The sequence below is a fragment of the Bradyrhizobium sp. 132 genome (assembly GCF_023074185.1).
Taxonomy (GTDB): domain Bacteria; phylum Pseudomonadota; class Alphaproteobacteria; order Rhizobiales; family Xanthobacteraceae; genus Bradyrhizobium.
Map to the genome: position 1 here is coordinate 1 of NZ_JADPKY010000173.1, position 17,849 is coordinate 17,849.

Genomic DNA, 17,849 nt, shown 5'->3' on the forward strand with positions numbered 1-17,849 from the left:
TCCGAAAGACCCAGCGGTCGGGACGAAAAGCTGGCAGCAATCAAACAAAAAGCTGAACATCCGCCTTGACACACCAAATCCCCATGTGAGCAATCCAGACCGCCACCGCGGTGGGATTCTGGATTGCTTCGCTTCGCTCGCAACGACGGGGAGGGAGCGATCAGATCTCCTTCTTCTGCATCGCGCCGGCAATGTAATCCGCCTGCCGGATCGCGAGCGAGACGATGGTCAGCGTCGGATTGCAGGCAGCGCCGCTGGTGAACTGGCTGCCGTCGGAGACGAACAGATTCTTGACGTCGTGGCTCTGCCCGAACTTGTTGACCACACCGTCGCGCGGCTTCTCGCTCATCCGGTTGGTGCCGAGATTGTGCGTGCTCGGATAGGGCGGCGTCGGATAGCTCACGGTGGCGCCGACGGCTTCGTAGACCGCCGCCCCCTGCTTGTAGGCATGCGCGCGCATCGCGAGATCGTTGGGATGATCGTCGAAATGCACGCTCGCGACCGGCTGTCCGAACTTGTCCTTCACGGTTGGATCGAGCGTGATGCGGTTGGTCTCCTGTGCCATGTCCTCGCCGACCAGCCACATGCCGGCCATTCGGGGATAGCCGTCGAGCGCTGCGGTGAACGGACGTCCCCAGGCGCCGGGGTTGAGGAACGCCGCCATGAAGGGCAGGCCGATCGACAGCGTCTCCATCTCGTAGCCGCCGACGAAGCCGCGCTTCGGATTGTTGGTGGCCTCGTCGCGGATGATGCCGGCCATGGTGGTGCCGCGATACATGTGCACCGATTTCTCGAACACGGCGTAGACGCTGCCGGTCATGTGGCGCATGTAGTTGCGGCCAACCTGACCACTCGAGTTGCCAAGGCCGTCCGGAAACATCGTGGATGCGCTGTTCAACAGCAGCCGCGGGCTTTCGATCGAATTGCCGGCCACCGCAACGATGCGTGCCTTCTGGCGCTGCATCGCGCCCGTCTCGTCGGCGTACACCACGCCGGTGACCTTGCCGCCCGCGTCATGCTCGATCTTGACCGCCATGCTCGCGGGGCGGACTTCGAGATTGCCGGTCGCCTCGCCCTTGGGTATCTCAGTGTAGAGCGTCGACCATTTCGCGCCGGATTTGCAGCCCTGGAAGCAGAAGCCGATCTGCTGACAGGCGCCGCGGCCATCTCGTGGCTGGCTGTTGATGGCCATGTTGCCGGTGTGCACGGTTTTGTATCCGAGCTTCTTCGCGCCGGCCTCCATCACCCTGAAGTTATTGTTGCCGGGAAGTCCGGGAATGCCGTTGGTGCGGGTCACGCCCATCTTGTTCTCGGCCTTGGCGTACCACGGCTCCATCTCCGCGAGCGTGACCGGCCAGTCCAGCAGGTTGGCGCCGGGAAGGCTGCCGTAGGTGCTCTTCACCTTGAACTCGTGCTCGTCGAAGCGCAGCGACGCGCCGGCCCAGTGTGTGGTCGAGCCGCCGACCGCCTTGACGATCCAGGCAGGAAGACCCGAGAAGTCTTTTGCGACGCGCCATGTTCCCGATGTGGTGCGCGCGTCGGTCCAGGCGAGCTGCGAGAAGCTCTCCCACTCGTCATTGACGAAGTCCTGATTCTCGATGCGGGGACCTGCTTCGAGAATGACGACCTTGACGCCCTTCTGTGCGAGCTCGTTGCCCAGCGTGCCGCCGCCGGCACCGGAGCCGACGATCACCACAACGCTGGAGTTGTTCAGATCGAATTTTGCCATTTGCGTTCTCCTGAACCGTTGGGTGGCCTTAAGCCTTCGGCAGCCAGTCGATGTCGGCGAAGCCGCGGTTGATGTAACCGCCGTGCTCGGCGGAGGAGCCCTCGTAGCCGAACCGCGGCCAGACCTCCTTCTGGTTGTAGAGAGAGACGATGAGGTCGCCGCGCACCTTCTGGAAGAAGTCGCTCTGCTCGATCTCCTTCAAGAGCACCACGCGGTCGGCTTCCCAGGGCACTTCGGCATAGGGCGCCTTGTGGCGATCACGCGCGTTCTGATCGAGCCTGGTGATGCCGTCGCTGATCAGCACCTTGACGGACGCGTCTTTCGCCGCCTTGCCGTCCCACGGCTTGATCGCGGTGATGTAGTAGCTGTCGCCGAGGGCGTCGTGTGGATAGATATCGCGCGCGACCTTCAGCAGTGTCTTCATCGTCGCAGGCGAAAGGGCGCTTGCCTCATCGGCCCAGGCGCCATCGATGCTGACGGCGACGCTGGTCGCGACTGCCGCGACCGGAACGGCGGCCGCGGCGCCCTTGAGAAAGATGCGGCGGCTGTGCTTGCTTCGACGATCGACTTCTCTCATGGCATTCCACCTTCGATTTTTGTGATTTTGATTTTTGTAGTTTGATCAGTTGAACCGTCCGCCGCGCTGGATCACCTCGATCTTGTAGCCGTCAGGGTCACTGACGAAGAAGAAGCGCGCCAGCGTTTTGCCGTCGTGCTTGAAGTCGCGCAGCGGACCCGGTGCGAGCTTTTCACGCTCGAAGCGGGAATGTTCGGCATCGAGATCCTCGACCACCACGGCGAGATGTCCATAGCCGTCGCCGAGCTGGTACGGCTCCTCTCGATCAGAGTTCACCGTCAGCTCCACTTCGAAGGGTGAGGAGGGGTGACGCAGATAGATCAGGGCAAAGTCCGAAAATTTCAGATGGTCGGCGATCTCCAGGCCGAAGGCGCGTCTGTAGAAGTCGAGCGAGCGCGCCTCGTCGAGCACGCGGATCATGGAATGAACGGGCTTCGCCATTCAGTTCTGCTCCTTCAGATAAGCGATAACGGCAGCGCGCGTCTCTGGCTTCGCCTGCCGGTAGACCATGGTCACGCCGGGAACGACGGCTTGCGGATCGGTCAGCCAAGCGTCGAGCCTGGTCTCGTCCCAGGCGAAGTCGGCTTTCGACAGCGCCTCTGAGTATTTAAAGCCTTCGGCCTTGCCGGCGGGGCGGCCCACGATCTTCACCAGTGAAGGGCCTTGCCGCATCGGTTCTGACAAGCTCAAGGTGTGGCACACCGCGCAGTGCTGCTTGAACAGTGTTGCGCCATCCGGCGGCTTTGCGGTCGGCAAAGGCATTTGCGCCTCGGCCACCCGCACCACCAGCACCATCGCGGTGCACAATCCCAGCACGATCGCGCGCATCGTCAAAAGCCCGCCCGTCCACGTCAATTCAGCGTGCGCAAACTCTAGGCGCGGCCAAACATGCGGTGGTAGTAGCGGGCTGTTTCGCCGCGAGCGGAGATGCTCACGGCCGCGTGTGTTCCGCACTGCCTAATATGCGGAGCACAATTCCGCGAAACCGCCGTCAAATCCCTAAACGATTACCACATGATGCGGATTGCATGACCAATGCGCCGCTTGATTTCTTTACGCGATGCAATGGACCGGTGCTGGCAAGCGGTGTCGGGAACGGCCGAGCCATTCATTGCAAAAAAATCCAGGAGAAATGGATGAAGTTGGTGAAGACCTCGATGATCGCATGCGCTCTGTCGGCTCTCATTGCGACGCCCGTTCTCGCGCAAGGCGCGCCATCCGCCAAGACAGGCGGCACCGTGCAAAGCAAACCCATGCAAGGCGGCACGATGGGCAGTGGCGATGAGGAGATGAGTGCTCAGCCGGGCGCAGCGGGCGAGAAGACCGGCATGAAGTCGACCAAAGGCACCAGAGGCACGGCCGGTACCACCGGCAGCGCTGCGCATAAGGGGACCGCCGACGATCCCACGACGGGCGGTGCTGCCCCATCCAAGCGTTACTAACCCGGCCGGGTCTGACGGCAGAACTCCGGTCGCCCTGCGGCCGGAGTTTTCTGAGCTAGCTAGTCGTCGAAATGTCCGCCGCGCTTCGACTTGATGTCGCTGCGGCGCTTCTTGCCCTCGAGCCGGCGCTGCTTGGAGCCAAAGGTCGGCTTTGTCGCGCGCCGCGGCTTCGGCCGGACCATGGCTTCGCCGAGCATCTCCGTAAGGCGGTCGATGGCGTCCTGGCGGTTGCGCTCCTGGGTGCGGAAGCGTTGGGCCTGGATCACGATGACGCCGTCCTTGGTCATGCGCTGCCCTGCGAGCCGTGCGAGGCGCAACGCGGCATCCTCCGGCAGCGTCAGCTTCCGGGTATCGAAGCGCAATTGCGCCGAGGTCGCGACCTTGTTGACGTTCTGCCCGCCCGGGCCGGAGGCGCGGACAAAGCCGATCTCGATGTCGTCCTCGTCGATGACGAGATCGCGGGATATCCGCAGCATGGTGGCACCATTCGTGATGTCCGGACATATCGCGGACGTCTACGTTCGGCAATGGCGCTCATCCGAAACGCAAATGGCCGGGCGAACCCGGCCATTCCAAGCGACGTAGCGGAAGTCAGTTCGACTTCGGGGCCGCTGCGGCCGGTTGCGCCGCGGCCTGCGGAGCGCGGCCGACGACGACGGTCAGAAGCCCCTGGCCCCAGAGGCGCTTGGCGGCTGCCTTGGCGTCGTCCAGGGTCACCGCATCGACGACGCCGTTGCGCTTCTCGATATAGTCGATCGGCAGCTTGTCCTGCTGATATTGCAGCAGCGCCTGCGCGAGCTTCGAGGAGGTGTCGAGCGCCAGCATCTGTGAGCCCTTGAGATAGGATTTGGCCTCGTCGAGCTCCTTCTGCGTCGGGCCCTCCTCGGCGATCCGGCGCACTTCCTTCTCGATGGCGTCGGTGGTGTCGCCGGCACGGTCGGCACGGGTACCGGTATTGCCGATGAAGACCGCCGAATGCTCCATCCAGAGCAGCGATTCGAACACCGAATAGGCCAGCCCGCGCTTCTCGCGCACCTCGCGATAAAGCCGCGAGGACAGCCCGCCGCCGCCGAGAATGTGGTTGACGACGTAGGCCGCCATGAAGTTCGGATCGCTGCGCTTCACCCCGGGGCCGCCGAAGGTGATCACGGTCTGGGGAACGTCGAGCGTCACGAAGGCGCGTTGCGGCGGCCTGGCGGCTTCGACGTCGGGGATCGGCACGAGATTGGCCTTGGCGGGCAGGCTGCCAAACGTGTGGTCGAGCAGCTTGCCGAGCGTGGCTGGATCGACGTCGCCAACCACGGCGATCTTCAGCGTGTCCTTGGCGAGTACGCGGCCGACATAATCCTTCATGTCGGCGATCGTGATGGTCGGGACACTGTCGAGGTTGCCGTTGGACTGCCGGCCGTAAGGATGTTCGCCGAAGGCGACCTCCAGGAATTTGCGGCTCGCCAGCGAGGTCGGGTTGGTGGTCTCGCGGCGCAGGCCCGAGATCACCTGCGAGCGGATACGTTCGACATCGGCGGTTTCGAAATGCGGCGAGGTCAGCGCGCTCCGCAGCAGGTCGAAGGCCTCGTCCTTGTTGTCGCGCAGCATGCGCAGGCTGCCGCGGAACGTGTCGCGGGTGGCGCTGAAGGAGAGCTCGATGGCGCGGCGGTCGAGCCGCTCATGGAAGGTCTTGGAGTCGAGATCACCGGAGCCTTCGTCGAGGAGATCGCCGACCAGATTGGCGAGGCCCGACTTGTCCTTGGGATCCTGGGCCGAGCCGCCGGCGAAGGAATATTCCATGGCGATCAGCGGCACGGTCGCATCCTGCACGAACCAGGCTTCGATGCCGCCCGGCGAGGTCAAATGCTGGATCTTTGCAGCCGCTTGTGACGGCGAGACCGCAGCGAGCGCGAGTGCCGCGCCGGTGGCAAAGGAGAATGCAACGCGTCGAAGGAAGGAATAGGTCACGAACGCTTCTCCTCGCGCTTGGTGGTCGCGGTGTCCTTGATCAGATAGCCCGTCACCGAGCGCTTCTTCTCGAGCCATTTCTGCGCGACGGTGCGGACCTGCTCGGCGGTGACGGCGCGGATGCGGTCGGGCCAGCTCCGGATGTCCTCGATCGACAGGCCCGTGGTCAGCGCGCCGCCATACCAGCGCGCCAGAACAGCCTGGTTGTCCTGGGCGTAGATCGCCTCCGCGATGAGCTGGGTCTTCACGCGCTCCAGATCCTCGGCGCGAACCGGGTTTTGGGCGATGTCGGCAATGACGCCGTCGACCACCTGCTCGACTTCGGCGAAGCTGACGCCGGATTTCGGCGAAGCCGAGATCGCGAACTGGGTCGGGTCGAGCGAGATGCTCGAATAGCTGGCGCTGGCGGAGACCGCGAGCGGCTTGTCGACCACCAGCGCGCGGTAGAGATAGGAGTTGCTGCCGCTGCCCATCAGCTGCGCCAGCACGTCGAGGGCCGCGCTTTCGCCGGCTGCAGCCGTGGTCGCCGAGGGCACCAGATAATAGCGCCGCAAGCCCGGCTGCTCGACGCGTGGGTCGGACAGCGTGACGGTGCGCGGTGCCGCGGGCTCCGGCTCCTGCGGGCGGATGCGTTGCGCCGGGATCGCGGGCTGCGCCGGGATGGAGCCGAAATTGCGCTCGACCAACGGACGGATGTCGGCGGCGTCGACGTCGCCGGCGATCACCAGGATCGCGTTGTTCGGCGCGTAGAAGCGGCGGTAGAAGGCGAGTGCGTCTTCGCGATTGAGCTTCTCGATCTCCTGGTGCCAGCCGATCACCGGACGGCCATAGGGGTGGTTGAGATAGAGCGCGGCCATGATCTGCTCGTTGAGGCGCGCGTCGGGGCTGTTGGCGACGCGCATGTTGTACTCTTCGAGCACGACGTCGCGCTCAGGCAGCACGTTCTCGTCCTTGAGGATCAGGCCGGTCATGCGGTCGGCCTCGAACTCCATCATGGTCGGCAACTGCTCGCGCGGCACGCGCTGGTAGTAGTTGGTGTAGTCGACCGAGGTCGAGGCGTTCTCGTTGCCGCCGACGCGGAGCACGGTCTGGGAGAATTCGCCGACCGGATGCTTCGAGGTGCCCTTGAACATCAGGTGCTCGAGGAAGTGCGCGAGCCCGGACTTGCCCGGCGTCTCGTCTGCGGAGCCGACCTTGTACCAGATCATCTCCGTGACGACGGGCGTGCGGTGGTCCGGAATCACCACGACCTGCATGCCGTTACCGAGCGTGAAGCTGGCGGGCGGAGCCGATGTCACCGTGGTCTGGGCGAACGCGGCGCTGGCTGAGAGGACACTGGTCGAAAGCAGCGCGACAAGGAGGCAGGCAACCGATCGGTTTGCGGACATCATGATCCCTGGTGAAAGGCCGAGCCCGGATGTCCGGCTCGGAGGCACGGCATGCTACACCGTGCGGCTGAGGCTTCGCGTCACGAAGCAGAGAACGCAACTCGTAGGCAAGTTACTGATTAGCAATTTATAGACCGCGTCCGGCGTGCATCAGCCGCCGGTGCCGGGTTCGCGCCTGTCAGGACGTCGCGGCGGGTGAGGGGCGCTATTGTACCTTGTCCTTGCCCGTCATGATGTCGAAATAGGTCCGCCGCGATTTGTCCTCGCCGGCGCCATAGGCGTAGTTCGGTGACGGCGTCTGGTATCCCGGCGGCGGCTCGACCAGCGACGAGCGCGGCGGCTCGGTGGTGAACTGCTTGTTCTCGGCGCTCTTGCCGCCCTTCATCATATTCCACAACCCGCCGGTAAAACCGAGTTCGGCGGGGCTGAGCGACGGGTTGCTGTTGGCGCCCGGCTGAATGGGATCGTTGCTCGTGCGCTCGGGAGCGGCCGTCTGGCCGGCCTTCATCTCTGCGGGGGTCAGCGGCTGGGCGGCCTGCCAGTTCTCCGTCGCCTTGGTGGCCTTCTTCCGCGCGGCGATCGCTTCCTTGCGGCGCTTCTCCTCGGGATCCTTGGGCCAGTTCGGCGCATTCTGGGTCTGGGTCGCGGGCGGCGGCAGGTCGAGCTTGGGCGGCACCACCAGCGGCGAGCGCTCGCGGTATTCAATGCCGGGCTTTTCCATGCTCTTGGCGCCGATGCCGGACATCAGATTGTCGATGAGCTTCTCTTCGAAGGTCATGTCGTCGTCATCGGCATCATCGCCGTCACCGGCGCGGGCCGCGCCTGCCGACATGGCGAGACCGATGCCGAGGGCAACAGCGGACAATTTCAGTGCCCGCCAGAACCCCTGCTTGGGGTCTCGAACCATCGAACCGCTGGTCTTCGAGCTGCGCATCACTGTACCTGTTCCAAAATGTGCCAGTTTGCCGCTCTCGCGCGGCATAACCCCCCGCAAAAGCAAGGTTCCGCCTGCCGGTCCGTATCGGCCGGGATCAGGGCGCTTTTGCGGCGGGTACCCCCAGGAAGGAATCATACAATAGCGCCGCCACGCCGACAACGATGGCCACGTCGGCGAGGTTGAACACGTACCAATTATAGGTATTTCCGCCGATCTCGATGTGGAACAGGGCGAAATCGACCACCGCGCCATAGGCGAAGCGGTCGATGCCATTGCCGATGGCGCCGCCGATGATCAGCCCGAGCGCGATGGTTGCCAGCAGGGTGTGTGAGCGGACCATCCAGACCCCCAGCGCGACCACCGCAATGACTTTGACAGCCATCAGCGCCAACTGCGCCGCCTGACCGTCGTTCTGAAGCCAGCCGAAGCTGATGCCGATGTTCAAGGCCAGCACCAGGTCGAAGAACGGCGTCACCTTTACCGCGCCGCGACGGGCGAGGTCGAACACGTTCAGCAGCCAGAGCTTTGAGGCCTGGTCGGCCACGAGCGTGAGCAAGGCCGTGAGGATGCCGGCGCGGAGCGGGGTCATGGCCGCGGGGATCAGACCCCCACCCCCAGCGCCTTCCATTCGCGCAGCGCCCGGGCGTCGCGCGGGGTGACGTCGGGGTATTCGGGATCTTCACCCACCGTCGGCGAAATCTTCCAGGAACGGGCGCATTTGGTGCCGACCGCTTTCTCCACCACGACGGCGACGCCGGGCACGGCATCGAGCCGGAACGCAGACGCTGGCGCCTCGCCCTCGCGCACCTCGTAGTTCGAGGTAATGCAGATTTCGGCGAGGTCGGTGTCGAACAGCGTCGCCAGCATGTCGCGGTCGGCGACATAGATCACCGGCGAGGCCTCCAGCGACGAGCCGATGTTCTTGGCGGCGCGCTCGAGCTCCAGCGCGCCGGTGACGACGCGGCGGACGTTGCGGATCGCTTCCCACTTCGCGGCGAGCTTGTCGTTGCGCAAGCTTTCGAGGTCGTGGGGAAACTGTGTCAGGTGCACCGAGGGTTCGGCGTCGGGCCTGTACATCCGCCAGGCTTCCTCGGCCGTGAAGCTGAGGATTGGCGCCAGCCATTTCAGGATCGCGTGACACAGCAGGTCGATCGTGGTCAGCGCCGCCTTGCGCGTCGGCGAGGACGGCGGATCGCAATAGAGCGTGTCCTTGCGGATGTCGAAATAGAACGCCGAGAGCTCGCTGTTCAGGAAGGCGGACAGGGTCGCGACCACGGTCTTGTAGTCGAACTCCTGATAGGCCTTGCGGACGACGGCAGCACGGACCGCGAGTTCGTGCAGCATCAGCCGTTCGAGCTCCGGCATCTCGGCGGCCGCGACCGCGTCGGCCGGCTTGTAATGATGCAGCGTGCCGAGCATCCAGCGCACGGTGTTGCGCAGCTTGCGATAGGTCTCGACCGTGTTCTTCAGGATCTCGGGGCCGATGCGCTGGTCGTCGGTGTAGTCGCAGGCGGCGACCCAGAGCCGCAGAATGTCGGCGCCGGATTCCTTGATGACGGTCTGCGGCGCGATGGTGTTGCCGAGCGACTTCGCCATCTTGCGGCCGTGCTCGTCCTGGGTAAAGCCGTGGGTCAGCACGATATCGTAAGGCGCGCGACCGCGCGTGCCGCAGCTCTCCAGCAGCGAGGAGTGGAACCAGCCGCGATGCTGGTCCGAGCCCTCAAGATACATCACGGTATCCTTGCCGCCGTCGACCTTGCGCTTGATGCCGGCGAGGCCAGGGAAGTGCACGGGGTCTTCGAGCACGAAGGCGTGAGTCGAGCCGGAATCGAACCAGACGTCGAGAATGTCGTCGACCTTCTGCCAGTCCTCGTTCGCGTGCGGCCCAAGGAAGCGCTCGCGCGCGCCTTTCGCGTACCAGGCGTCTGCGCCTTCCTTCTCGAAGGCTTCGCCGATGCGCGTATTGACGGCCTCGTCTTGAAGGATCTCGGCCGAGCCGTCGCCCTTCTCGCGCACGAACACGGCGATCGGCACGCCCCAGGCGCGCTGGCGCGAGATCACCCAGTCGGGCCGCGACTCGATCATGCCGTTGATGCGGTTCTCGCCGGATGGCGGCACCCATTGCGTCACCGAGATCGCGTGCAGCGCGCGGGCGCGCAACGTGTCGCCGGACTTGGTCTTGCCGCCTGCCGCGATATCCTTGTCCATCGCGATGAACCATTGCGGCGTGTTGCGGAAGATTACCGGCTTCTTGGAGCGCCAGGAATGCGGATATTGGTGCTTCAGCCGGCCGCGTGCCAGCAGCATGCCTCTTTCGACGAGCGCCTTGATGACGGCCTCGTTGGCCTCGCCCTTCTCGCCCTTGTCGTTGATGACGCGCTTGCCGGTAAAGCCCGGGGCATGATCGGTATAGGCGCCGTTCTCGTCGACGGTGTAGGGGATTGCGGTGTTGATGCCGCGCGCATCGAGATCGCGTGCCTGCGCCGTCCAGGCGTCGAAGTCCTCGCGACCATGGCCGGGAGCCGTATGCACGAAGCCGGTGCCGGTGTCGTCGGTGACGTGATCGCCTGGCAAAAGCGGCACGATGAATTCGTAGCTGTCGGCAAGACCCTTCAGCGGGTGGGCGCATTCGATCGCGTCGATGTTATCGCCGGGGATGTCGCGGACCTTCTTGTAGGCGGTCACGCGCGCCTGCTTGAACACTTCTTCGGCGAGCGCGTCCGCAAGGATCAGGAGATCGCCCGTCTTGGCCCAGTTGTCGCCAGGGGCGTCCGTGACCTCAAAGAGGCCATAGGCGATCTTCGGCGAGAACGAGATGGCGCGGTTGCCCGGCAGCGTCCACGGCGTCGTGGTCCAGATCACGACGCTGGCGGAGGCGAGCGCACCATGCGCGGGCGAGGTGACCGGGAATTTTACCCACACCGTATCGGACGTGTAGTCCTCGTACTCGACCTCGGCTTCCGCGAGCGCGGTCTTCTCGACCACGCTCCACATCACCGGCTTGGAGCCGCGATACAGCGTGCCGTTGGCGGCGAACTTCATCAGCTCGCGGGCGATCTGCGCCTCGGCCGGATAGCTCATGGTGGCGTAGGGATGGTCCCAGTCGCCGATCACGCCGAGGCGCTTGAATTCCTCGCGCTGCACGCCGAGCCAGTGCGTCGCGTAAGCGCGGCACTCTTTGCGGAAATCGATCATCGCGGCACTGTCGCGGAAGTCGGGCTTCTGCTTGCCCTTCTTGCGATAATGCTCCTCCTCGACTTTCCACTCGATCGGCAGACCGTGGCAGTCCCAGCCCGGCACGTAGTTGGAATCGAAGCCGAGCATCTGCTGGCTCTTGGTGACGAGATCCTTCAGGATCTTGTTCAGCGACGTGCCGATATGGATGTTGCCATTGGCATAGGGCGGGCCGTCATGCAGCACGAACTTGTCGCGGCCCTTGGCGCTCTCGCGCAGCTTCTCGTAGAGGCCCATCTCGTACCAGCGCTTGAGGATCTCCGGCTCGCGCTGCGGCAGGCCGGCGCGCATCGGGAATTCGGTCTGCGGCAGATAAAGGGTCTTGGAATAGTCTTTGGCGTCGGACTTTTGGGTGTCGGACTTTTGCGGCTTATCGGACATGGGGCTGACTGGCTCGGAAGTGCGCGGGAACGGATGGCGATGCGGAATCGCGGGGTGAAACGACAACATCCCGGTCTTGCGCCGAGCCGAAGGCTCAGGCGGAAGCCGGGCCGCTAATCCCTATGATGCGCCGCGCAAACATGGGGCCCTCCATAGCAGCCGGGCCGGGGAAGCGCAAAGGCCCGGCAGGCCGGCTTTGGGACCTCAGTCAATCGCTCCAAGCCTCGGAAATGCGTCCGGGGCGGCGGCGAGCATGGCGCGGGCGCGGGCGGAATCGTCGTCCATCTGGCGGATCAAGGCATCCAGGTCGTCGAATTTCAGCTCCTCACGGATGAAGCCGACGAAAGCGCAATCCAGCGCCTGCCCGTAAAGGTCGCCCTTGAAGTCGAACAGGAAGATTTCCAGCAGCGGGGCGCCATTATCAAACGTCGGGCGGCGGCCGAAGCTTGCCACCCCGTCCAGCCGCTCGGCGCCGCGACCGACCCGCACCGCATAGATCCCGTGCTTCAAGCCGCAATTCGCGTCGAGCCTGATGTTGGCGGTGGGATAACCGAGATCGCGGCCACGCTTCTCGCCGTGGATGACTTCGCCGGTGACGAACCAGGGTGCGCCCAGCATGGTGGTGGCCTCGTCGAGCTGACCTTCGGCGAGTGCGATCCGGATCGCGCTGGAGGAGACCGGCCGCTCGTCGATATCGACATGCGGCTGCACGTCGACCTCGATACCGAGCCGCGGCGCCTCGTTGACGAGGAGGCTCGGCGAGCCGACGCGACCCTTGCCGAAATGAAAATCGTAGCCGACGGCGATTCCGCCGATGCCCAGGCGCCCGATCAGGTCATGGTGAATGAAGTCTTGCGCGCTGGTCCCGGCGCGGGACTTGTCGAAGGTCATGACAACGGCGCCAGCAAGTCCGGTGCCGGCCAGAAGCCGCAACTTGGCCCGCTCATCCGTGAGGCGGAATTGCGGGGTGTTGGGGCTGAAAAACCGGCGCGGATGCGGCTCAAAGGTCAATGCCAGCGCAGGGCGGCCATGCGTCCGGCCCATTTCCAGGGCCGCAGCGATCACGGCGCGATGGCCGAGATGAACGCCGTCGAAATTGCCCATGGCGACCACGGCGCCCCTCGCAATAGCGGAGTCCGGCGTGGTGTCGCGGATAACGGTAAAATGCGGAGCCATCAGGGGAATTCTCGAGCCGGCGGGACCGGCCGGGACCGTGGCGCGACGGGCCGGATGAAGTCAAGCGGGAGGGGCGGCCGCATCGAATGCGATTTCCGTTCGACGGCGGCCTCCCCGGTTAACGCGCTGTTTAACGCCTCGGTGTTAGTCCTTGAGCGTGGAACCGCCGGCTCCGGTCTGGCAGGTCCGATCGTAATATTCCTGGGTTTGCGTTGGGGGAGTCGAGATGGCGGTTGATTTGTCGATGTCGGTTCTGGTGGTTGATGACTACAGCACCATGATCCGTATCATCAGGAACCTCCTGAAGCAGCTTGGCTTCGAGAATATTGATGATGCCAGCGACGGTTCGGCAGCGCTGAACAAGATGCGCGGCAAGAAGTACGGGCTCGTGATTTCCGACTGGAACATGGAGCCAATGACTGGTTACGATCTGCTGCGCGAAGTGCGAGCGGATCCGAATCTCGCCACCACGCCCTTCATCATGATCACGGCCGAATCGAAGACCGAGAACGTGATCGCGGCCAAGAAGGCCGGCGTGAACAACTACATCGTCAAGCCGTTCAACGCGGCGACGCTGAAGACCAAGATCGAGGCGGTCTTCCCGGACATGGCGAGCGCGTAAGGCGCAATCGAAGCCATCATCGAATTCGGAAGGCCCGGGCATCGTCCCGGGCTTTCTGTGCTGGATTTGTCATTCGGGGTTCGATGCTCACATCACCCCGGAATGACGATCAGCTCGTTACCACTTCAGTTCGCGCATCAGCGCCTTCGGCGGATGGCCGAACAATTCCAGCACCGAAGCCGGGTCGAGCTGGTCGAGACCCTCGAACTCCTCGGCATGGATGCCGCGGGTCACGAACAGGCAATCGATGCCGAATTCGCGCGCGCCGGTAAGGTCGGTGCGCACGGAATCCCCGATCGCGAGTACCTTCTTGCGGTCGATCTGGTGACCCTGGCGTTCGCCGGCCAGCGCCATCGCGCGCTCGTAGATCGGCCGGTGCGGCTTGCCGTAGAAGAGCACTTCGCCGCCGAGCTCGCGATAGAGCTCCGCGATCGCGCCGGCGCAATAGATCAACCGGTCGCCCTTCTCCACCACGATGTCGGGGTTGGCGCAGATCAGCGTCAGCTTGCGCTCGCGCGCCTTCAGCATCATGCCGCGATAGTCTTCGGCCGTCTCGGTCTCGTCGTCATAGAGGCCGGTGCAGACGATGTAGTCGGCCTCTTCCAGCGGTGCGAGCACCGCGTCGAGGCCGCGATAGATCGAGTTATCGCGCTCAGGCCCGAGCCAGAACATCTTGCGGCCGGGATGGTCGGCGACATAGAGCCGCGTCAGGTCGCCCGATGAGACGATCGCGTCATAGGTCTCGTCGGCGACGCCGAGCTTGCGCAATTGCCGCTGCACGGAGTCGGCCGGCCGCGGCGCGTTGGTGATCAGGATCACCGTGCCGCCGTGGCTGCGATAGGTGTGCAGCGCCTCGCAGGCTTCGGGGAAGGATTCGAGGCCGTTATGGACCACGCCCCAGATGTCGCTGAGCACGACGTCCACGCCACCCACGAGTTCGCGCAGGCTCTTGGCGAAATGCAGCGTCGTCATGATGCGTGCGGCCGATCAGATGCGGCGCGCAAGCGCCGCGTTGCCGGTGACGCGCTGTGGCGGAGGCGCAGCTGATGTCGCGCCTGAGCTGGGTGTGCCGGAGCCATTCGATTCCTGAGTGTCCTGTGCCTGGTTCGACGGGGCCCCGGCGGTAGCAGATGCCCCCTCCGGCCGCAATGGTCGGGGCGGCGCGAACAAAAACCCCTGGCCGAACCGCACGTCGTAGTCGAGCAGGTCGATCACGGCGCGCTCGCCCTCGATCCGCTCGGCGATTAGGTCGATGCCGAAGCGGCCGAGCAGATCCGAGAGGTCCGAGGGGTGGATGTCCGAGGCCGACGCCTGTTTGGGGTCGAGCAGCAGGGACGCCGGCACCTTGATGAAGCGTACGCCGCGGTCAGCGAGCTCGCGCGGCTCGATGCGCAAATCCGTGACATGGTCGATCGAGAAACGGAAGCCACGCTGGGCGAGCGCAGCGAGGTTCTCAGTCTCGGCCGGGCCGAGATTGCGGAAGGTCGATTGCTTGAATTCCAGCACCAGCGAGGGCGCCAGCGCCCGATTGGCTTCGAGGAAGTCGAGGTATTGCGCGAAGGTCGTGGAATTGCCGAGCGTGGAAGCCGCGACGTTGCAGAACACGCCGACATCCTTGTTGCGGACCATCAGCCGCCGCAGCACCTGCACACAGCGCAGCATCACCATGTTGTCGATGCGCCCGATCAGGCCGGAGGCCTCCGCGAGGCTGATGAACTCCTCGGCCGCGATCAGCTGGTCACGCTCGTCGCGCAGGCGCGTCACGGCTTCGTAGAAGCGGACCTTGCGCTGCGGCAGCGTCACCATCGGCTGGAGGAAGATGTCGATGCGGTTCTCGTCGATCGCGTTGCGCAGCGTCGCCAGCAATTGGGTCTGGTTGCGGCCGTTCGCCGTCTGAACCGGATTGGCGGTCTGGGTCTGGATCGCCGGTGGTGCCGGTCGTGGCGGCGGCGCGGAAACTGGGGGAGGGGCAGCCGGCCGCTCCTCGTCGAACGGAGCCATCAGGTCGAGCGGCCCCTCCGGCTCCAGCCTCGCGACCGGAGCGGGAGCCGGAGGCGGCGCGTTGCCGGCCATCAGATCCTCATGAGCCGACACGGTGGTGGCGAGCTGCCTGACCAATCCGCCGAGCTCGTTGATCTCGCCAACCACCGATTGGATGCGGTCGGAGTTGGTCGAATTGGAGGAGGCGATGCGTCCTTCGATCGTGGCAAGCCGGCGGCCGTACTCGGCCACCTGGCGGGCGAGGTCGGCGGTGCCGCGCGAAAGGTCGGCGATCTGGCCGCCGACGTCGCTGCGGTCGCGCAGCCGCATCGACACTGCATTGTAGAGGATCAGGAAGGTCAGCGCCGTCAGCGCCACGATCGCGGATTCGGTTCCGCTGATGCCGGCGACCGCGTACAGCACAAGGCCGAGCGAGGCCGCGACCAGAACCATGCAGATGGCGATGAAGATCGTCGAAATACGAATCATGCCGCGCGTTACGCCTCAAGAGCTGACTGCCTGACCGGGAAAACACGGGTGGCGTTTCGAACCCGTCACGCCCTATGCTCCCCCAAGCGAGCATGACGTTAGCATCATTGTTGATTCGAGGGGATAGCGGCCCTCCTGCAGAGTCAGGACGGCGCCGCAGCGCCGACCGTGTCGGCCGAGACGGCCTGACGGGTGCCAAGCGGCTTGGGCGGCCCGGTGGTCGTGTCGTGCAGGGTGTGCCGTTCGACCTCCGAGTTCAGCTCGGCCCCGAACATGATGACGATGGCCGACATCCACATCCACGTCATCAAGCCGATCGCAGCGCCGAGCGAGCCGTAGGTCGCATTGTAGTTGGCGAATTCCGAGAGATACCAGGACAGCAGCGCCGAGCCGGCGATCCAGAGGATCGCGGCCGTCACCGCGCCGAGGCTCAGCCATTGCCAGCGCGGCGCATCGCGGCTGGGCGCGAAACGGTAGAGGACGGCGAGCGCCGCAAGGAGAATGACGAACAGCACCGGCCATCGCGCCAGCGCCACGATCAGCTTGCTTTCGGGCGCCATGCCGAGATGATTGAGCGCGAGCGGGAAGGCGACGACGGCGCCCACCATCAGCAGCAGGGCAACGATGCCACCGACCGTGAAGGCCAGCGAGACCGCGTTAAGCCGGATGAAGCTGCGCTTTTCGCGCTCTTCATAAGCGACGTTGAGGGCGTCGAAGATGGCTTTGACGCCAGCATTGGCGCTCCAGATCGCGAGCACGAGGCCAAACAGGAAAGTGACACCAAGCGTCGCACCGCCGTTCGACACGACGCGCGCCACCTGGTCCTCGACGATCTGGAACGCACCCTCGGGCAGCATCATCGCGAGCGAATGCAGGTTGGAACTGATCGTCGAGGGATCGGCGAACAGGCCATAGAATGAAACCAGAGCTGTGACGGCCGGAAAGATCGCGAGCAGCCCGAAGAAAACGACGCCGCCGGCGGTCGCGAGCAGGCGATCGTCGCCGACGCGCTGATAGGTGCGCCAGAAGATGTCTTTCCAGCCAGCCCAGGGGATCGCGAACGGGCTTTTCGAGCGGCGGCCATGGCCGGGCTGCGTGGCTGCGCCTGTCGGGCTCGTTTCCGGCGAATTCGCCTCGCTGTTGCGATGGTCTTGCGGAGGTCTCGGCCGGATCAGGCCGGAATCCTGGAAATACCGTTCTGCGGTGAGCACAAACACGGTCGTGGCTGCCACCAGCAGCCAGCTGTCGAGTTGCTCGGTGCGCCGCACACGCATCTAGCTGTCCGCTCCGTGGCCGTGACGCCGCCGACGCGCTGCCGTGAGCCCTACCAGCCCGACAGCCGCGAGCATCAGCCCGAGTTGCACGGGCCGGTTGGATCGAACCGGCCATGTGCTGCCGCCATGTCCTCGTTCGTGGCCGCGTTCGCCCGGCGCGAGCGGCACCAGGGGAATTGTCGTCGCGACCTCTTTCACCGCCTGCTTTACCGTTCCGCGCGGGATGCGCGGGGTGGCGATAGCCGCGCGCAGGCGGCTGGCGAGCGGCACGATCGGCTTGGTCTTGCGCTTCATCTGAGCCATGGCCACGCCGGCGCAGGCGCCGGCCAGCACCAACAGCACGCCGCCGACGGCGCCGAACCCCCAGAATTGTCCGTAATGGATTGCAACCCAGCGGTACAGCGCGATCAGGCCGACGAAGAAGGCTGCAACGACGAACAAGCCGGCAACCGCGAGCAGTCCGGCCGCAACCGCGTACGACGTCATGCGCCCTGTGGCTTGATTGCTCCGGTCACGGGCATAGGACCGGGCGGCGCGCTTGAGATGGTTGAGCTTGAGCGCGACGCCGGCGCGCAGCAATTCGCCCGATGGCGCGAGCATGCGGATATCCTCCGAGAGCGAGACATTCGTCCGGGGATGAACGTGGCGGTATTTGACTTGTTCC

General features: G+C 64.7%; 17 protein-coding genes. 2 read left to right on the forward strand and 15 right to left on the reverse strand.

The window, feature by feature from the left end:
• Positions 1 to 160: 160 nt before the first annotated feature.
• Genes IVA74_RS38095 through IVA74_RS38110 form a run of 4 tightly spaced genes read right to left on the reverse strand, consistent with a single transcriptional unit; the run spans position 161 to position 3,134 of the window.
• Entirely contained in the window at positions 161 to 1,729 is a 1,569-nt protein-coding gene (locus IVA74_RS38095) for a GMC family oxidoreductase (protein WP_247352936.1), read from the reverse strand.
• A 28-nt stretch (positions 1,730 to 1,757) separates the two neighbouring features.
• Positions 1,758 to 2,306 (reverse strand): gluconate 2-dehydrogenase subunit 3 family protein, encoded by a 549-nt coding sequence (locus tag IVA74_RS38100; RefSeq protein WP_247352938.1) that lies wholly within the window; start codon positions 2,304 to 2,306, stop codon positions 1,758 to 1,760.
• A 45-nt stretch (positions 2,307 to 2,351) separates the two neighbouring features.
• The gene (locus tag IVA74_RS38105; protein ID WP_247352940.1) at positions 2,352 to 2,747 is read right to left on the reverse strand and encodes a VOC family protein; all 396 of its coding nucleotides are present in this window, start codon (positions 2,745 to 2,747) and stop codon (positions 2,352 to 2,354) included.
• A complete protein-coding gene (locus tag IVA74_RS38110) occupies positions 2,748 to 3,134 on the reverse strand; it encodes a c-type cytochrome (protein WP_247352942.1) in 387 nt (128 codons plus the stop codon). It lies immediately after the preceding gene.
• Between the two features lie 200 nt (positions 3,135 to 3,334).
• Between IVA74_RS38110 and IVA74_RS38115 the strand changes: the two genes are divergently transcribed.
• Positions 3,335 to 3,748, forward strand: a complete 414-nt coding sequence (locus tag IVA74_RS38115) for a hypothetical protein (protein WP_247352944.1) — start codon at positions 3,335 to 3,337, stop codon at positions 3,746 to 3,748.
• A 59-nt stretch (positions 3,749 to 3,807) separates the two neighbouring features.
• Here the strand turns inward: IVA74_RS38115 and arfB are convergent, their stop codons facing one another.
• From arfB to IVA74_RS38150, 7 genes are all read right to left on the reverse strand, one after another.
• Positions 3,808 to 4,224, reverse strand: a complete 417-nt coding sequence (gene arfB, locus IVA74_RS38120; protein ID WP_247352946.1) for an alternative ribosome rescue aminoacyl-tRNA hydrolase ArfB — start codon at positions 4,222 to 4,224, stop codon at positions 3,808 to 3,810.
• 115 nt (positions 4,225 to 4,339) lie between these two features.
• Positions 4,340 to 5,704, reverse strand: coding sequence for a pitrilysin family protein (locus tag IVA74_RS38125; protein WP_247352948.1), 1,365 nt, complete (start codon positions 5,702 to 5,704; stop codon positions 4,340 to 4,342).
• A complete protein-coding gene (locus tag IVA74_RS38130) occupies positions 5,701 to 7,095 on the reverse strand; it encodes a pitrilysin family protein (RefSeq protein WP_247352950.1) in 1,395 nt (464 codons plus the stop codon). Before IVA74_RS38130 ends, IVA74_RS38125 begins: the two co-directional genes overlap by 4 nt.
• A gap of 202 nt (positions 7,096 to 7,297) precedes the next feature.
• Complete coding sequence (locus IVA74_RS38135) at positions 7,298 to 8,026, reverse strand: hypothetical protein (protein ID WP_247353091.1); 729 nt, start codon at positions 8,024 to 8,026, stop codon at positions 7,298 to 7,300.
• A gap of 97 nt (positions 8,027 to 8,123) precedes the next feature.
• Complete coding sequence (gene lspA, locus IVA74_RS38140) at positions 8,124 to 8,618, reverse strand: signal peptidase II (protein ID WP_247352952.1); 495 nt, start codon at positions 8,616 to 8,618, stop codon at positions 8,124 to 8,126.
• Positions 8,619 to 8,629: 11 nt separating this feature from the next.
• Positions 8,630 to 11,644, reverse strand: a complete 3,015-nt coding sequence (ileS, locus tag IVA74_RS38145; RefSeq protein ID WP_247352953.1) for an isoleucine--tRNA ligase — start codon at positions 11,642 to 11,644, stop codon at positions 8,630 to 8,632.
• 204 nt (positions 11,645 to 11,848) lie between these two features.
• Complete coding sequence (locus IVA74_RS38150) at positions 11,849 to 12,820, reverse strand: bifunctional riboflavin kinase/FAD synthetase (protein ID WP_247352955.1); 972 nt, start codon at positions 12,818 to 12,820, stop codon at positions 11,849 to 11,851.
• A gap of 226 nt (positions 12,821 to 13,046) precedes the next feature.
• Between IVA74_RS38150 and IVA74_RS38155 the strand changes: the two genes are divergently transcribed.
• Positions 13,047 to 13,442 (forward strand): response regulator, encoded by a 396-nt coding sequence (locus IVA74_RS38155; RefSeq protein WP_007596883.1) that lies wholly within the window; start codon positions 13,047 to 13,049, stop codon positions 13,440 to 13,442.
• Between the two features lie 117 nt (positions 13,443 to 13,559).
• On the opposite strand, the gene IVA74_RS38160 is transcribed toward IVA74_RS38155, so the two are convergent.
• The 4 genes from IVA74_RS38160 to IVA74_RS38175 all read right to left on the reverse strand — a co-directional run bounded on the left by IVA74_RS38160 (position 13,560) and on the right by IVA74_RS38175 (position 17,785).
• Positions 13,560 to 14,414: a TIGR01459 family HAD-type hydrolase gene (locus IVA74_RS38160; RefSeq protein ID WP_247352956.1), complete on the reverse strand. Its 855-nt coding sequence runs from the start codon at positions 14,412 to 14,414 to the stop codon at positions 13,560 to 13,562.
• A gap of 15 nt (positions 14,415 to 14,429) precedes the next feature.
• A complete protein-coding gene (locus IVA74_RS38165; RefSeq protein ID WP_247352957.1) occupies positions 14,430 to 15,911 on the reverse strand; it encodes an EAL domain-containing protein in 1,482 nt (493 codons plus the stop codon).
• A gap of 143 nt (positions 15,912 to 16,054) precedes the next feature.
• Entirely contained in the window at positions 16,055 to 17,185 is a 1,131-nt protein-coding gene (locus tag IVA74_RS38170; protein ID WP_247352958.1) for a YihY/virulence factor BrkB family protein, read from the reverse strand.
• Positions 17,186 to 17,785: a phage holin family protein gene (locus tag IVA74_RS38175; protein ID WP_247352959.1), complete on the reverse strand. Its 600-nt coding sequence runs from the start codon at positions 17,783 to 17,785 to the stop codon at positions 17,186 to 17,188.
• Positions 17,786 to 17,849 lie beyond the last annotated feature (64 nt).

Excerpts from the sequence above, each read along its gene's own strand:
- IVA74_RS38095 (WP_247352936.1), bottom strand. The coding sequence starts at position 1,729 with ATGGCAAAATTCGATCTGAACAACTCCAGCGTTGTGGTGATCGTCGGC.
- IVA74_RS38100 (WP_247352938.1), bottom strand. The coding sequence starts at position 2,306 with ATGAGAGAAGTCGATCGTCGAAGCAAGCACAGCCGCCGCATCTTTCTC.
- IVA74_RS38105 (WP_247352940.1), bottom strand. The coding sequence starts at position 2,747 with ATGGCGAAGCCCGTTCATTCCATGATCCGCGTGCTCGACGAGGCGCGC.
- IVA74_RS38110 (WP_247352942.1), bottom strand. The coding sequence starts at position 3,134 with ATGCGCGCGATCGTGCTGGGATTGTGCACCGCGATGGTGCTGGTGGTG.
- IVA74_RS38115 (WP_247352944.1), top strand. The coding sequence starts at position 3,335 with ATGACCAATGCGCCGCTTGATTTCTTTACGCGATGCAATGGACCGGTG.
- arfB (WP_247352946.1), bottom strand. The coding sequence starts at position 4,224 with ATGCTGCGGATATCCCGCGATCTCGTCATCGACGAGGACGACATCGAG.
- IVA74_RS38130 (WP_247352950.1), bottom strand. The coding sequence starts at position 7,095 with ATGATGTCCGCAAACCGATCGGTTGCCTGCCTCCTTGTCGCGCTGCTT.
- IVA74_RS38135 (WP_247353091.1), bottom strand. The coding sequence starts at position 8,026 with ATGCGCAGCTCGAAGACCAGCGGTTCGATGGTTCGAGACCCCAAGCAG.
- lspA (WP_247352952.1), bottom strand. The coding sequence starts at position 8,618 with ATGACCCCGCTCCGCGCCGGCATCCTCACGGCCTTGCTCACGCTCGTG.
- ileS (WP_247352953.1), bottom strand. The coding sequence starts at position 11,644 with ATGTCCGATAAGCCGCAAAAGTCCGACACCCAAAAGTCCGACGCCAAA.
- IVA74_RS38150 (WP_247352955.1), bottom strand. The coding sequence starts at position 12,820 with ATGGCTCCGCATTTTACCGTTATCCGCGACACCACGCCGGACTCCGCT.
- IVA74_RS38155 (WP_007596883.1), top strand. The coding sequence starts at position 13,047 with ATGGCGGTTGATTTGTCGATGTCGGTTCTGGTGGTTGATGACTACAGC.
- IVA74_RS38160 (WP_247352956.1), bottom strand. The coding sequence starts at position 14,414 with ATGACGACGCTGCATTTCGCCAAGAGCCTGCGCGAACTCGTGGGTGGC.
- IVA74_RS38165 (WP_247352957.1), bottom strand. The coding sequence starts at position 15,911 with ATGATTCGTATTTCGACGATCTTCATCGCCATCTGCATGGTTCTGGTC.
- IVA74_RS38170 (WP_247352958.1), bottom strand. The coding sequence starts at position 17,185 with ATGCGTGTGCGGCGCACCGAGCAACTCGACAGCTGGCTGCTGGTGGCA.
- IVA74_RS38175 (WP_247352959.1), bottom strand. The coding sequence starts at position 17,785 with ATGCTCGCGCCATCGGGCGAATTGCTGCGCGCCGGCGTCGCGCTCAAG.